This window comes from Aminiphilus circumscriptus DSM 16581 (assembly GCF_000526375.1).
Taxonomy (GTDB): Bacteria; Synergistota; Synergistia; order Synergistales; family Aminiphilaceae; genus Aminiphilus; species Aminiphilus circumscriptus.
This window is the reverse complement of record NZ_JAFY01000007.1, coordinates 179,344-194,002: the sequence shown is the minus strand read 5'-3', so window position 1 is coordinate 194,002 and position 14,659 is coordinate 179,344. Positions and strand designations below refer to the sequence as shown.

General features: G+C 60.8%; 12 protein-coding genes. All 12 read right to left on the bottom strand.

All coding sequences use genetic code 11. The features are described 5' to 3' along the window. Window positions 1-182: 182 nt before the first annotated feature. Complete coding sequence (locus K349_RS0111585; protein WP_034265712.1) at window positions 183-2,063, bottom strand: thiamine pyrophosphate-binding protein; 1,881 nt, start codon at window positions 2,061-2,063, stop codon at window positions 183-185. Next, window positions 2,060-3,040, bottom strand: a complete 981-nt coding sequence (locus tag K349_RS0111580) for an NAD-dependent epimerase/dehydratase family protein (protein WP_029165943.1) — start codon at window positions 3,038-3,040, stop codon at window positions 2,060-2,062. Before K349_RS0111580 ends, K349_RS0111585 begins: the two co-directional genes overlap by 4 nt. Continuing rightward, entirely contained in the window at window positions 3,037-4,374 is a 1,338-nt protein-coding gene (gene rfbH / locus K349_RS0111575) for a lipopolysaccharide biosynthesis protein RfbH (RefSeq protein WP_029165942.1), read from the bottom strand. The genes K349_RS0111580 and rfbH overlap by 4 nt, the downstream gene beginning before the upstream one ends. After that, the gene (gene rfbG, locus K349_RS0111570) at window positions 4,371-5,537 is read right to left on the bottom strand and encodes a CDP-glucose 4,6-dehydratase (RefSeq protein WP_211240365.1); all 1,167 of its coding nucleotides are present in this window, start codon (window positions 5,535-5,537) and stop codon (window positions 4,371-4,373) included. The genes rfbH and rfbG overlap by 4 nt, the downstream gene beginning before the upstream one ends. Next, a complete protein-coding gene (gene rfbF, locus K349_RS0111565) occupies window positions 5,534-6,310 on the bottom strand; it encodes a glucose-1-phosphate cytidylyltransferase (RefSeq protein ID WP_029165940.1) in 777 nt (258 codons plus the stop codon). Before rfbF ends, rfbG begins: the two co-directional genes overlap by 4 nt. 70 nt (window positions 6,311-6,380) lie before the next feature. After that, entirely contained in the window at window positions 6,381-7,232 is an 852-nt protein-coding gene (locus tag K349_RS0111560; protein ID WP_029165939.1) for a glycosyltransferase family 2 protein, read from the bottom strand. A gap of 25 nt (window positions 7,233-7,257) precedes the next feature. Beyond that, on the bottom strand, window positions 7,258-8,313 hold the full coding sequence (locus tag K349_RS18150; RefSeq protein ID WP_029165938.1) for a glycosyltransferase family 10 domain-containing protein: 1,056 nt from the start codon (window positions 8,311-8,313) through the stop codon (window positions 7,258-7,260). Window positions 8,314-8,426: 113 nt separating this feature from the next. Continuing rightward, complete coding sequence (locus K349_RS0111550; protein ID WP_029165937.1) at window positions 8,427-9,515, bottom strand: glycosyltransferase; 1,089 nt, start codon at window positions 9,513-9,515, stop codon at window positions 8,427-8,429. Continuing rightward, window positions 9,512-10,624 (bottom strand): glycosyltransferase family protein, encoded by a 1,113-nt coding sequence (locus K349_RS0111545; RefSeq protein WP_157367384.1) that lies wholly within the window; start codon window positions 10,622-10,624, stop codon window positions 9,512-9,514. Before K349_RS0111545 ends, K349_RS0111550 begins: the two co-directional genes overlap by 4 nt. A gap of 46 nt (window positions 10,625-10,670) precedes the next feature. Next, complete coding sequence (locus K349_RS17145; protein ID WP_029165935.1) at window positions 10,671-12,191, bottom strand: ELM1/GtrOC1 family putative glycosyltransferase; 1,521 nt, start codon at window positions 12,189-12,191, stop codon at window positions 10,671-10,673. 85 nt (window positions 12,192-12,276) lie between these two features. Continuing rightward, window positions 12,277-13,485 (bottom strand): DegT/DnrJ/EryC1/StrS family aminotransferase, encoded by a 1,209-nt coding sequence (locus tag K349_RS0111535; RefSeq protein WP_029165934.1) that lies wholly within the window; start codon window positions 13,483-13,485, stop codon window positions 12,277-12,279. Continuing rightward, the gene (locus K349_RS0111530; RefSeq protein ID WP_034265951.1) at window positions 13,485-14,633 is read right to left on the bottom strand and encodes an iron-containing alcohol dehydrogenase; all 1,149 of its coding nucleotides are present in this window, start codon (window positions 14,631-14,633) and stop codon (window positions 13,485-13,487) included. Before K349_RS0111530 ends, K349_RS0111535 begins: the two co-directional genes overlap by 1 nt. Window positions 14,634-14,659 lie beyond the last annotated feature (26 nt).

Genomic DNA, 14,659 nt, shown 5'->3' with positions numbered 1-14,659 from the left:
AAATGAATAAAGAGACGTTCATCTGCCTCCCCGGGAGACCGCCCCGACCAACAGGGACTCTCCCGAGAGCAACACCTGCGTTCGACATGAAGCGGTTCAAAGACGCTTCTTCACCTTTTGTGCCGCACACCTTTTCGGAACGTTTTCCCTGTGCCGGCACCAGGCTGAGCTTCGGAGAAAACTCAGGATCGCTCGCCGTCCTCCAGGGGCTCCACCAACAACAGGGACCGAAGAAAGGCGGGATCCAGCGAGGGAGACATGTCCTCCACCGGGTGGTTCACCACAAGCTTCGGCTGCACCACCGTCTCCAGAGGAAGTTCCACATGAAGCAGTGACGGCCCCCGAACGGACATGGCCCGGCGAAGGCCCTCTTCCGTTTCCTCTCTCGCGCGCACACGCCAGGCCGGTATTCCATAGGCCTCGGCGATCCGCACAAAATCGGGCCGACTGTAGCCGATCACGGTGGATTGCCTTCGCCCTCCGAAATAAAGATCCTGGAACTGGCGCACCATTCCGAGACATCCGTTGTCCAGCACCACCACGGTTACGGGTAAACGATGATATGCCAGAATATCCAGCTCCTGGATGTTTACCTGGAGTCCTCCGTCCCCGACAAGAACGATGACCCGGGATGTCTTCGCGGCAAAGGCGGCTCCGATTCCGGCGGGAAGCGCGAATCCCATCGCCCCCATGCCTCCGGAAAAAAGCAGGCGCTGCCCCCTGCGAATGGAAAAGGACTGTCCTGCCCACATCTGATGTTGCCCCACATCCACGCAGACGACGGCGTCATCCGGACAATGCCCGGAAAGACGCTCCACGAAGAAATCCGCGAACGGAAGGGAGAAAAGGGGTCCCCCCCCTTCCTCGTCGTCAGGGCGGCGCTGTCCTCCGCCGGCGAATGTCTCCGGCATATGGCCGGAGGGAAACAGCGCTCTGTACCCTTGCAACGTCTTCAGCCAATCGGTCCGTTCGGAAGCAAAGTCTTTCAGAGTGCCCCCCGCCTCCGCATTCCGGAGGTGTTCGAGAAAGAGCCGTAAGAAGTGGCGAACATGGCAGTGAAGGGAAAGGGCCTTGTCCTCCCTTCCCCGAAAAACCCTTTCTCTCGCGTGCGCCAGCTCAGCCGGATCGATGTCCACGTGAACGATACGCGCACCACGGGCGAATGTCTCGGGAAGTGTCCCCGTCTGCCTGGTGTCCAGGCGGGATCCGAGGACGAAGAGGGTGTCACAGTTCGCCGCGGCGAGATTGGCGTAACGGTTGCCGTAGACACCGATCATGCCGAAGAACGCCTCGTGGTTCGAGGGGAAGGCGTCTCTTCCGAGAAGACTCGTCACCACGGGAACACGTGTGTGGTTCACCAATGTCTCGAGTTCTTCGCAGGCACCCCCGGAACGAACACCGCCTCCCACAAGAAACAGGGGGCGCCGTGCCGCGGCGAGAAAAGCGAACGCTTCCTCCATCTCCTCGGCGCGGCACCGAGGAATCGCCGACCCCTCCCTGGAAGATGCTCCCCCATTCGTATACCTTGGAAGATCCTGGGGATTCACGAGGCTCCGCTGGACGTTCATCGGAAGGTCGAGAAGCACCGGACCGGGGCGCCCCGACCGTGCGATGGCCACAGCTTTTTCCAGTTCGTACCGAATGGTCGCGGGATCGGTGACGAGTTTCGCATATTTTGTGAGCGGCCTGGCGACGGAGACGATGTCCGTCTCCTGAAAACCGATTTGGCGCACGGGGCTGTCGAACTTGTATTCGTAGGTATTCACCTGACCGGTGAGAAAAAGGCAGGGGACAGAATCGAAGAAACAGCTCCCTATAGGCGTGAGCAGATTCAGTGCTCCGGGGCCGCTCGTCGCCATGGCGACGCCCAGGTGACCGTTTATCCTGGCATACGCCTCGGCGGCAAAGCCTCCGGCCTGTTCGTGATGAACGGAGACACAACGGACATCCTCCCGACCATACAATGCGTCGAGGAGATGCGTGATGGCACCCCCCACGAACTCGAAGACATGTCCGACTCCCTGGGCGACAAGAAACTCCGCGATGTACTCCGCAACCTTCATTCCGGGCACCTCCTTTTTTCCGGTGACAACCCAACGGCGGAAATCTCTTCCTCTGCGGGGCGCTGCCGCATCCAGGCGACCGTCTTCGCGATGCCCTGGGCAAGAGCGTGTTTCGGCACCCACCCCAACACCTTCCGCACGTTGGAAAGATCCGCCTGCCAGCAAGGGGGCTCCAGAGATGACGGGGTGTGCACACCCCACTGCGGCTCGAGGGCGCTTCCGATTTCCGCGGCGATACAGGCCGCAACCTCCCCGAGAGAAACCTGTCTGCCGCTGCCGACGTTGACGATCTCCCCTCTCAGGGCGCCTCCCTTTTCCAGGATGAGTTCGTAACAGTCGAGGACATCCTCGATGAACACGTAGTCCCGGACACAGGTCGGATTCCCCAACAGAGGTCTCCTGCCTTGAAGGTACGCACCGATCACGTAGGGAACGAAACGGGAAGGATCATCCCACGGCCCGTAGGGAGAAAAAAGCCTCGCCGTCACCACGGGCGCACCCTCCCGCAACGCCGCCGCCCGGCACAAAAGCGTTGCGGAAGCCTTGGCCACACCGTATTCGCTCAAAGGCCAGAGCGGGTCCTCCTCACAGGCGGCACGGCTCATTCGTCCATACTCCGACGAACTGCCCGTGTTGACGAACAACGCCACACCCATGCGGAGACAGGCTGTAAGCAGCGTGGCACATCCGAGCACGTTCGAGACGAGGATACGGGTGACATCGCTCTCACTTCGCCTTCCTCCGTAGGTGGCAAGATGGAAGACCGCCTCGGGACGCACGGTGCACACCACACGGGTCACCGCCGTTTCATCCGTCAGATCCGCTTCGTGAACACCAAGCCGGGGCAGACACTCGACGAGACGGAGCCGCGAAGAACTCCGACGCAGAACGACGTGAACCTCATGTTCCCGAGAGAGGAGCCTTCGGACGAGACTGCTTCCCACGAAGCCGGCGGCCCCCGTGACAAGAATTCTCATGGCCGGAGGGCGCGCCGTATTTCCCGAACCATCCGGTACAGCATGGCATCGGTCATTCCGGGATAGACACCGATCCAAAAGGTGTTTTCCGCAATCAGATCGGTGTTCTCGAGGGAACCGACGACACGGAATCCTTCACTTTTCCGCCGCATTTCGTCGAAACAGGGGTGACGAAGCAGGTTTCCCGCAAAGAGCATCCGGGTCTGGATGCCTTTCTGTTCCAGGAACGTGACGAGGTGTTCTCTGGAAACCCCCGATTGGGGACGCACCGTGAGCAGGAAGCCGAACCAGCTCGGATCGGTCCCCGACGTCGCCTCGGGGAGAATGAAAATGTCCTCCAGATCCGCAAGGGCATTCCGAAGCACCGCGAAATTCGCCTTTCGGGCCTCGATGAAACGGGGAAGTTTGTCCAGTTGGGCACAGCCCACGGCGGCCTGAAGTTCCGTCACCTTCATGTTGTAACCGAAATGGGAGTAGACGTACTTATGATCGTACCCAAGGGGAAGATCGCCCCATTTCTCCGAAAAACGCCGTCCACAACGCCCGTCCTCTCCGGGACGACAGGTACAATCCCTGCCCCAATCCCGCAGGGAGGCGAGGATCTTCCGCAACAACGGGTCATCCGTGCAGACCGCTCCCCCCTCACCCATCGTGATATGGTGAGGCGGATAAAAACTGCAGGTCGCCACATGCCCGAACGATCCCGTCAACCGGGGAACGCCGCCCGCAACGTAGCAGGATCCCAGGGCGTCGCAGTTGTCCTCGATGAGCCAAAGTTCGTGTTGCCTGCAGAACGCGATGACCTGAGCCACATCGAAGGGGTTCCCCAGCGTATGGGCGACCATGACTGCCTTCGTTCGGGAGGACAAGGCCTGCTCCAGCCAAGAGCAATCCAGATTGTAGGTGGGAAGAGAGACGTCCACGAAAACGGGAACCGCTCCGTACTGGACGATGGGTGCCACGGTCGTGGGAAACGCCGCAGCGAGCGTGATGACTTCATCCCCGGGGCAAATCCGTCGTTCTCCGAGCAAAGGAGACGTGAGGCACATGAAGGCGAGAAGATTCGCGGAGGATCCTGAGTTCACGAGCAAACTCGCCTTCACGCCGAGAAACGAGGCGAGGCGTTCCTCGAAGGATGCGGCGTAACGACCGGCGGTCAACCAGAAATCGAGGGCCGCATCGACGAGCCGGACCATCTCCTCCGCGTCGTACACTCTTCCGGCATAAGGAATGCGACCTTCAGGATCTTCCTTTTTCACGGCATGAACCGCATCGTGGTATTCCCGGACGGCGTGCAGCACGTTTTCCCGAAGCCTCGCTTCGTCGCTCTTCATGCTCGCCTCCGGACAAGACGTACCGCCGCGGCATAGGAGGTGATCTCTTCGTCGCAGAGTTCTCCCGGGTCTCTTCCGTCCCGATAGCCCTTCGTCCAGGCCACGACACGGGAAAGGGCTTCTTCTGTTCTCCATACAGGACGCCATCCCAGGCGCTCCATGGCTTTGGAGCTGTCCAGCCGAAGGGAGACCGCCTCGTGTCCATGGAAAAGATTCCGTGCCGGACCGCTTTGCGACATGGCTTCGGAGGGCACCTCGTAAGAAACGCCATCCCCCCAGACGCCACAGAGGTATCGCACCACGCTCGCCGTGGTGCGGCATTCCTCCGAGAAGGGACCGAAATTCCACGCGTCTCCAAAGAGAGGGCCTTCCGAGCAAAGACGTTCCGCCAGAACGAGATATCCCGAGAGGGGCTCGAGGACGTGCTGCCAGGGGCGAATGCCCCCGGGGTTTCGAAGCCGAACGGGACGGGCTTCCAGGAAAGCACGCATGCAGTCGGGGACAAGACGGTCCCTCGCCCAATCGCCTCCGCCGATGACATTTCCAGCCCTGGCCGTCGCGATGGCCATTCCATGTTCGCCGTACTGTTCCGGAGGGAAATAGGTGGCGCGGTAGCTCGCTGCGACGTGCTCGGTGCAGGCTTTGCTCGCCGAGTAGGGGTCCTTGCCTCCCAGGGGATCGTTCTCCCGATAGGGCCAGGGCCATTCATGATTTTCGTAGCACTTGTCCGACGTGATCACGAGAAGAGCCCTGCGTTTTCCGGGTCTCGCAAAAACCAGGCGACGAAGTCCCTCCAAAAGGGAAACCGTCCCGAGGACATTCACGGCGAAGGTTTCGACAGGTTCTTCCATGCCGCGAAGGACCAGGGATTGTGCGGCGAAATGAATCACCACATCGGGATCTGCCTCACCCAGCGCCTCCGCAAGAAAGGATGCGTCGCGCACGTCTCCCGTGATGGAATGCATTTTCTCTCCGTTGCGGCACAACTCATGAAGATTCGGAGCCGTCTCCGGAGCCAGGGCATATCCCGTCACTTCCGCGCCGAGCAGCGCAAGCCATCTCGAGAGCCAGGCTCCCTTGAACCCAGTATGCCCCGTGAGAAAAACCCTTCGCCCGCTCCAGAACTTTTCGCCCAATTCACCGTGCGCCTTTTTCATGGTCATTTCCACACCTTCCACGGCGCCTGCCCGTTTCGCCAGAGTTCCTCCAGATACTTCTTGTCCCGGAGCACATCCATGGGCTGCCAAAAACCTTCATGACGAAAGGCGACAAGCTGCTTTTCCTGGGCCAGCCGTTCGAGAGGAGCACGCTCGAACACGGTCGTGTCATCCTCGATGTACTCGAGAACCTCCGGTTCGAGAACGAAGAAGCCGCCGTTCACCCAACCACCATCCCCCCGGGGTTTTTCCGAAAAGGAGAGCACTTTTCCCGAGGCCTCCATATCGAGTGCCCCGAACTTCCCCCTCGGCTGCGCTGCCGTCACCGTCGCACGCCTTCCGTGGGACCGATGAAACTCCAGGAGGGTTTTCACATCCACATCGGCCACCCCGTCTCCATAGGTAAGCATGAAGGGCTTGCCCTCCAGATATGGAGCGACCCTTTTCACGCGCCCCCCGGTCATCGTGGACAACCCTGTGTTGACGAGAGTCACCTTCCAGGGTTCCGCGCTGTGGGAATGAATCACAGGCTGGTCACCCACGGAAAAATCAAAGGTCACGTCGGATGTGCGCAGCAGATAATGCGCAAAGTATTCTTTGATCATCTCTCCCTTGTACCCGAGACAGATCACGAAATCGGAAAAACCGTACCACGAATAGATTTTCATGATATGCCACAGGATGGGATGTTCTCCTATCTCGATCATCGGTTTCGGGCGGAGATGGGATTCTTCACTGATGCGAGTGCCGAAACCACCCGCGAGAATGACGACCTTCATCCGTATCCTCACCTTCCACAGTTTCGCTCTTCGCCTCGGATTCGTCCGTTTACGGAAACGAGGTTCCCGGTCATTTCCTGTTCACATCCGAAAAAAGCGCACCCAGAGCATTCCGCAAAGATTTCCATTTTCGCGACAGCATGCGACGCAGAAGGTAAGCCCGAACCTGCTGGCGGATCGTCGGATCTTCCTCACCCACGGCTCGGAAATAGCCGTCCAGACGTTGTAGGAACTCCTGCTTGAACCGGCTCGAATCCTGTCCATGGTGGACACGATATTCCCACAAGACCTCATTCACATACGCCAACACACCGAAGCGGGCAAGCTCGCAAAGAAACACCACGTCCGCCACCTGCCCGTATTCCTCCTGCATCGGCACCTTCGCGGGAAAGGGCGTCCGGTAGAGAACGGACGGAAACGCAAGATATGTGCGCGTGTACAACTCGACCATCCGACTCCGGGAGGGAAAGAGTTCCACCTCCCGTCGCCGCCCCGGGTTATGCAGCGTTTTTCCCGTTCGTACCCCCGCATCGTCGATCTCGTGGGCATTACACGCCACGGCGATGACCTCGGGGTGGGCGAGAAGAAACGCCCGCTGTCGCTCGAGGAACATGGGGAGCAGACGGTCGTCGTCGTGCATGACATAGAGAAACGGTCGCTCCGTCCGGGCAAAAGCCCTGCGAAAGTTCCACAGAGGCGTCTGCGGCATGTCCACCCCCTCCCACCGAACCCCCTTCCGGAGAAAGGGCTCGACTCGCTCCCGGACATCCGGAGCACTCCCGTTGTCCAAGACGACGATCTCTCCGGGAACGCAGGTCTGAGCACACAGAGAGGCAAGCGCCTCTTCAAGAAAGGCACTTCGATTATAGGACAACACGCAGACCGTGATATCGCTTCCGTCCACCCTGTCTGGCGTTTTCATCTCTCCTGCCTTTCCAAAGCAACCGTCATCGGGCAAAGAGGCTTCGCAACACACGCAGCGCCCTCCCTTTGATCTTGAACTCACGCTGGGGACGGAGCGTCACAGGCCGGGATTCGACCGTTTCCGGTCCGGACCAGGGGCGAAGATGTTCCACCAGCGTGGGAAAAAGGTTATACCTGTTCAGGACAAGCTCCTTGCAGTGTCGCACCACTTCCCGCCGTTTTTCGTAGGGGTCCTCCGCGAGAAGGCGCTCGATCACAGCGCAGGAACCCGGAATATCCTCCACGTCGATGGCGCAAAAACTTTCCGGCGGAAAGTAGTCGCCGATGTTGGGGCAGCCGTCGTAGATGGGGAACGCCTCAGCCAAATAGGCGTCGGCGAGTTTTTCCGTCCAGTAGTGGGGCGTCCGGCTATTTTCGATGGCGATGTGGTATTTGTAGGGGAAAAGAGCGTCTTTTTTGCAGGCCACGGGGGCAAATCCCCTCCCAAAGACATCCGCCACGTCTCCGAATTTCTTCATGAAAGCCTGGACGAAACGCCATCGTCTCCGATGCCCCTCCGTGGACTGCTTGTCGGAGCTGATGATGGAAATAAGCCGCTCCTTTCTCGGAGACGCGGCCGCCAGGGAGTCGTATCCTTCGCAGAACGAATCCACTTCGCCCGCGACGCGTCCGATATGCCAGGGAAGTCCCTGCTGGGCCAGGACCACCTCCCGGTGAGGCAGATGCTCATGGCATGTCACAATCCTGGAGAACTGCCGCAGAAACGCCGCCGGATAGGACCGGACGGAAGGAGGCTCTCCCGTGACCAGGAGAATCCGATCCGGAGGGCAGAGAGCTGTCTGTATCTCCGCAAGATCTTCGTAGACGACCCAGGCATCGCAAACGGAGCGATCGTCGTCGATGAAGAAGCGCACATCTCCCCACCGACCGCTCCTGCCGGGAAACTGCCACGTGTGGTCCCAGCGGGGACTGACCGTGCTCACCTTGACATCCATGCTTCCATCCCTTTCCGCGACAAAAACCGGTACGCGAACCGGAGCTGTTCCGCTCCCATTCCCGAAGGTCATGTGTACCGCCATATCGCTCCTCAACAACAGGCCACGAAAGTGCCTCGGATGGCGCACTCCGGCGGAGGTCTATCGGGAGCTGGCTCCACCTCCGTTGCGTTTGACTCGACAATCCAAGTTCCGTTTTATTCCGTGCGGATTCCTTTTTTCGCCCCAGGCGAGAGAACCGTGTCATAAAAGGTCACCGTGCGGTCGCACATCTCGTCCAGAGAAAACGTTCTTCGTGCAGCCAGGACGGGAAAAACTCCTCCGTCAAGTCCCGTGCGCAGACGGGAACTCCACGCATCGGCATCTCCCGCCGGGACAAGAAAATCCACGTCGGCGACGAGCTCCCTCACGGCAGGGAGGTCCGATGCCAGGACGGGAATTCCGGCAGCCAACGCTTGGGCGAGGACGAGTCCCATGCCCTCGTCCAGGGAAGGAAACAGCAGGCAGTCGCACCGGACGAGGAAGCTTTCCACATCCTCCCGAAAGCCGTGAAAGGTCACCCGATTCGCCATCCCCTTTTCGGAAACGAGGCGGAACAACTCGTTCCGGAGAGGACCATCCCCGACGATGTCCAACGACCAGGCTCTTCCGGAGAGATCGTCTCGTGCAAGGAGATCCAGAAGAAAGGCGATTCCCTTGACCCGGGTCAGGCGTCCAACGAAAAGCAGGCGGCACCTGCGTGGAACATCTCCGCGACGACCCGGATTCGGTCCTTCCGCATCGACCTCCCCGGAGAAAGGCCCTTCTCCGCGGGACAGGGGAATGCCTCCCGGAATGACGGTCGTTCTTTCCGGCAGAAATTCCTGGAGATGGTTCCGAACGGTCTCGCTCACACAAATTGCGCCATCCGCCCGACGGAGTGGAAGAAGTCCTGCATTTTTCGAATACCGGGCGTGGCAGGTCATGATCCAGGGAATTCCGGAAAAGGCCGATGCCCACCAGGCGACGAAGGCGGGCACGCGGGAATGGGCGTGAAGAAGATGGCACTCTCCCCTTCGGGCCATACGGGCGATCCGCAGCGCTGCCGTAACGGCTGTGACGGGGTTCTTCGCGTGTACGGGCAGACCGACATGAGGCACCTTTTCGGGGAGTTCCCCCACCAGCTTGCCCCCCCGGGAGATCACGGTCACGCCGAGACCGCGCCCGGACAATCCCTGAGCGAGCCAAAGGACGTGACGCTCCACGCCCCCCTCCTCGAATTCCGGAAGAAGCAAGGCCACGTTCACGACGCCATGCTCCCCGAAGCTCCCGCTCCGTCCGTCACGATCCGACAGATTCTCTCGAATTCCTCAACAGTCGAGGCATCGTCGAAAGAGGGCATGACCTGCTGTCGCACGATTCGCACCATCTCTTCCATTCTTCCCTGTTCCCACTCCCCGTAAACTTTTCGGATCTCCGCCGAAAGCAGCTCGGGATGTTGCCGCACTGAAATGGTTCCACTCCGTTCACCGAAATAGGAGGCGAACGCGGCATCGAGCTTTTCCGGCGTCAACAGGCCGATCCAGAATCCCGTGAAGACGACCACCGGGCGGAAGGCCAACGCGGCTTCCACTGCGGAAGTCGATCCGGCACAGACAAGTGTGGCCTCTTCGAACCAGGGATTCGGATCCGTCTGCGTTCCCGCCACACGAATAAAGCGTTCGCCCGCATCCAGGTTCGCTCGGAAGGCGGCGAAACGGAAGAGCGCACTCCTCCATCCTCCGCCGACAAAAACGAGTTGCAGCGAGGGAATCTCTTTTTTCAACGCCAGCGCGTCATTCATGAGCGCCCAAGGCCCCGCGGATTTATAGCCGCTCAACCGACCGAAGCAGAGAACCCGGAACGGTTCCCTCGCTCGAAGCGGAGTCGGCGTCACCATATGGACAAGAGGCCGCCGGAGCAGAAACTTGGGAAAGGGGGTAGGAATTTCCTCAAGGCGCTCCAGAATGGGAGGCTCCGCCGAGAGCCAGGCATCGCTTCCCGCAATGAGCGAAGGGACATCCCGCCCTTTCCTGTCCGTTTTCTCCAGATGGTCGAGAAAAAACGTGAAGACCTTGGCGCCCGTGACACGCTTGAGCCGCACCGCCAACGGAAAGGATCTCCGCGAGTCGGTGACGATCACCTCAGGGGCAAACGCCGCGGCCTTTCGGTCGAACCATGCGTTGCCCACCGTCGGAGAAAGACACTGGATAATCTCCACACCGTGCTCCCGAAGCCGCGATTGAAAGCCCTTTCCGGCCCAGCGGCCCAGCACCGCGACCCGGTGCCCACCTTTTCGGAGCGTCACCGCCAGATGGAGCACAAAAGAGGTGACTCCATCGACGATCAACGCGTCGGAACAGAAAAGAATGCGCATGAGGGCTTCCCTCCTCTCCTGAAGAGCGTTTTCGAACCCGGTTTTCTCAAAGATCGGACCTCCTCCGAAACGCGGACGAAAACGCAGTGTGCACACCCCTGGAGGCATCGCAGCTCAGGAGCCGTCGTTTTTCTTCCTTTCCCGCGAGGTACGCGAGCAGAAGCTCCGCCGCACGACGGGCCTCGTTGAAGTCCCCGCTTCGTTCTTCCTTCGAGGTGAACTCCTTGCACTCCGGGCAAAAAGTCGTTCGAAGCCGGCCTTCGGAAGTGTCTGCCCGCCAAAAAGCCTCCCGGGCATCCGTCGCGGAGGGAAAGACCATGAGCAGCTTTGCTTCCTCCATGCGCCGAAACAACGCATCGAATCGGGCTGGCCCCGCCAAAGAGACGCCCCAACCGGCCCGGGCCAGGAGATTTCGGAGTCCGTTCAGAAAGGCGACGAGGCTCTTCCGTCGCTCCACCCGGAGAAGAACGACCCGATGCCCCGCCGTGACCGCTTCGGAGACCATGGAGACCGAATCCTCCGTGCAGAAGACGCGCTGCGCCGCGCCGAGCATGCCCGGAACGGGGTTCCAGGGATCTTTCGACGCGAGGAGGAGCATGGAGACCGTTGGCGCGTATGCTTCCGCAAGCTGGGTCAGCGCATTCTCCGCTTCGGGGGAGGTGCGGCGGGAGGTGGTGACGTACAGCGTCGCGTTCTCCCGGCGGGCACGTTCGAAAAGAGCGCCCAGGGTATCTCGAACCCATGAGGCGGACACCCTGTAGTTGCCGTCGTCACCGCCAAGAAGGATCCCCCAGCGTGGCGATTCCGGAACGCTCGGCGGAAAACGGCGCAGAAGCTCCTCCGACGCCGTCTCCAGGTTTTCCGGGACGATCGCGTTGGGAGCGCCGAGGGTGACGCAAAGAAAGGGGCCGTGCTTTCCCTCCGGGGCGTTTCCGCGTGCACCGAATCGGGTGGGGACACCCGAAAGATCGTGTTCGGGGACGAGAGCCGCATCGAAGGGGGCAATACCAAGCCCCGAGGGCGTCATGAGCGTACAGGACACTCCCTCAACACCGGGGAAAAAGCCCTCACAGCTCCGGGCCAGGGCAAGGCAAAAAGGCGCCGCGGCGCTTCCGGCGGAAAGGAAGAGAATGCGCTTCACCGGTCGTTCCGCCGGGGGCGGCAGGGATGTCACAACTCCGTCGCCGTCTTTCACGTCCATTTTGTTTTCGTCTTCGTTCGGCGCGATTGCCCCCAAAAAGGACTCTCCACCGCCTTCTTTCAGGTGGCGGCGAACCGCCTCCAGAAGTTCCGCGGGAAAGAGGTCTCTTTCCGCAAAACGGCCGGCGAGATGAAGCCAGGCGCAGGCGCTCTTCCTCCGAGCCTCGGGCGTTCGCCTCCATGCGAAAAAGTGCGGGGCTATCTTGAGGATCCAGAGGCGACGCACCCCTGAAAAACGAGGGACTTCCATCTCGAAGACGGGAACTCCCGCCGCACCGGAAAGCCAGTGGGCGACACCCCGGCTCTGGTGAAGGTGTCCGCGTATGCCGTCGCTGAGGAGGACGATCGCATCGAGGGCGTGTCTCATGACGTCGCATTCCGCCGGAAGGTGGAACCCCCGAAGGACAGGGACATGAAACGGCAGGGGGCCCCACTCCGTGCGGACCGATTCGCTACAGGGCCGCCCGGGCTCCGGCGGCGATAGCCTTGGCCATGCTCTCGATCTTCTCGTCGGACATGACGATGTCGATGCCGAAGACCGCGGCCCGGCTGAGAATTTCCTGGGTCTGGGGCCATTCGTTGGGGCGATAGAGGGGCATGCTTTCCGTGAGAGGGCAGTCGTAGGGACAACGGATGCGGCTGTAGGTCGCACCGTCCCGCAACGTGTCCCAGTGGCGGGCATAGTGCCACGTGTTGTCCTCGAGAATGCCGCATCCCATGCCAGCCTCTTTCGCGGCCTTCTGGAAACGGCGGGCCGTCTGGGGAGTGGGCAGCAGGAACACGAGCTGCGTGGCGAGTTCACCCTCGGGATCTGCACTGCGCCGTACCGCCAGACCGTGCACGTTTCCCACCGCGTCGAGCACGCGAGTCCGGTTTTTCCGCAACGCCTCGACAGCGCCATCGAGCTTCGAGAGCTGCACGAGGCCGAGGGCGCCCTGTATTTCGCTCATGCGGAAGTTGAACCCCAGACAGGCCTTCTTCTCCGCGCCCCGATCGATGGTCTTGTCATGTTTGTGACCGTGGTCGTGGTAGTATTCCATCTTCCGATAGAGGTCCTCGTCGTCGGTGACGATGAGGCCGCCCTCACCCACGGTGAGCACCTTGTAGGGGTCGAGGCTGTAGGTTCCCCACGTGCTGCCGCAGGTTCCGCACCACCTGCCCCCGTAGGTGGCGCCCATGGCCTGGCAACTGTCCTCGAAGAGGGCGAGTCCGTTTTCCCGGGTGATGGTCCTGAAGGCCTCCATGTCCGCGGCACCGCCGAACATGTGCACGGGCATGATGGCCCGGGTCCGGTCGGTGATGAACTCCTCCACCACGGTGGGGTCGAGGTTGAGGCTCTCGTCGATCTCGGCGAGGACAGGCACTGCGCCGCACTCGAGAATGGCCTCGACACTGGCGATGAAGGTGAAGGGCGTGGTGATGATCTCGTCCCCGGGATTGATTCCGCAGGCCTTGAGGGCCACATAGAGGGAGGCGGTGCCGTTGGACACGGCAAGGCAATGTTTCGCCCCCACCTTCTCCGCCACGGCGTTCTCGAATTCCTCCACCTTGTAGATCTCGTCCCGGCAGTTCACGAACGAATAGCGGTGCACCATCTTGCGGTTGATCACGTCCGCGACGGCGTCGATCTCTCTCTGGTCGAACAGTTCGAAGCCAGGCATTACTCCATCGCCTCCTTGTACAGTGCCACGCAGCTCTCCTTGGTCATGGGCCGCGGGTTGTTCTCCATCGGACGGGCCACGCCCATGGCCTTTTCGGCCATTTCGGGGAAGTGTTCCGCCGTGATGCCCGCCTTCAGTGCCTTGAGGGTGCTCGGTAATTCGAGATCGGCCACGAATTCGTCCAGAACGTCCGCGCAGGCAAGGGCCTGGTCCCGCAGAGGCAGCTCCTCCGCCCCAGCATCGAGGAAGGCCGCCGCAGCCGCGTATTTTTCGGGACGGGAGAGCGCGTTGTACCGGGCGACGTAGGGAATGAGCAGTGCGTTCGCCATGCCGTGCCCCACGCCGAACATGCCCCCCAGAGGATAGGCCAGGGCGTGACAGGCGCCAACGCCAGCGTTCGCGAGAGCCCCTCCCGCATAATAGGAAGCAAGGAGCATTTCGCTCCGGGCCTCCAGGTCATGGCCGTTCCACGTGGCCACCCGGAGGAATCTGCCGATGCGGGCAAGGGCCGCCTCGGCCAGGAGATCGCTGAACGGTGAGGCGTTTCGTCCGGTATAGGCCTCAAGCGCATGCGTCAGGGCATCCATTCCCGTGGTGGCGGTCACGCAGGGAGGCATGGAAAGCGTCAGCTCGGGATCGAGAAGACTGAAGTCGGGAAAAAGTTTCTCGTCGTTGATGCCTCCCTTGACACCATCGCTCTTGCGGATGAGCACCGCCGTGAAGGTGACCTCCGATCCCGTCCCTGCCGTGGTGGGAATCATGATCTTGGGAACGCCCTTGTTGGGCACGAGTCCGAGCCCCTGGTACTGTGCCGCAGATCCCATGTTGGTGATGAGCACGCTCACCGCCTTGGCCACATCCATACAGCTTCCTCCGCCAAGTCCGACCACGAGACGACAGTCGTGCTCCCTGGCCAGTTCTGCCACGGCATCGGTGGTTTCCACCGAGGGTTCGGGTTCGACCCCGGCAAAAATACAGCATTCCACCCCGGCATCGTGGAGATATCCGGAAATACGCTCCGCCATGCCGAGCTGTTCCATCGTGGCATCCGTCACCAGCACGGCACTTGAAACACCCAGTTTTCGCGCGATCTCTCCCACATTCCTCGAAACGCCCGGCCCGAATTGGGCCTTTCCCGCCAGAGACATGGCAAAACTCTTTGTTGCCCCTCCAC

What these genes read in the sequence shown, in the direction of transcription:
- rfbG (WP_211240365.1), bottom strand. Translation starts at nt 5,537, where the DNA reads ATGACCATGAAAAAGGCGCACGGTGAATTGGGCGAAAAGTTCTGGAGC.
- K349_RS0111585 (WP_034265712.1), bottom strand. Translation starts at nt 2,063, where the DNA reads ATGAAGGTTGCGGAGTACATCGCGGAGTTTCTTGTCGCCCAGGGAGTC.
- K349_RS18150 (WP_029165938.1), bottom strand. Translation starts at nt 8,313, where the DNA reads ATGGCGGTACACATGACCTTCGGGAATGGGAGCGGAACAGCTCCGGTT.
- K349_RS0111535 (WP_029165934.1), bottom strand. Translation starts at nt 13,485, where the DNA reads ATGCCTGGCTTCGAACTGTTCGACCAGAGAGAGATCGACGCCGTCGCG.
- K349_RS17145 (WP_029165935.1), bottom strand. Translation starts at nt 12,191, where the DNA reads ATGAGACACGCCCTCGATGCGATCGTCCTCCTCAGCGACGGCATACGC.
- K349_RS0111580 (WP_029165943.1), bottom strand. Translation starts at nt 3,040, where the DNA reads ATGAGAATTCTTGTCACGGGGGCCGCCGGCTTCGTGGGAAGCAGTCTC.
- rfbF (WP_029165940.1), bottom strand. Translation starts at nt 6,310, where the DNA reads ATGAAGGTCGTCATTCTCGCGGGTGGTTTCGGCACTCGCATCAGTGAA.
- K349_RS0111560 (WP_029165939.1), bottom strand. Translation starts at nt 7,232, where the DNA reads ATGAAAACGCCAGACAGGGTGGACGGAAGCGATATCACGGTCTGCGTG.
- K349_RS0111530 (WP_034265951.1), bottom strand. Translation starts at nt 14,633, where the DNA reads ATGTCTCTGGCGGGAAAGGCCCAATTCGGGCCGGGCGTTTCGAGGAAT.
- K349_RS0111545 (WP_157367384.1), bottom strand. Translation starts at nt 10,624, where the DNA reads ATGCGCATTCTTTTCTGTTCCGACGCGTTGATCGTCGATGGAGTCACC.
- rfbH (WP_029165942.1), bottom strand. Translation starts at nt 4,374, where the DNA reads ATGAAGAGCGACGAAGCGAGGCTTCGGGAAAACGTGCTGCACGCCGTC.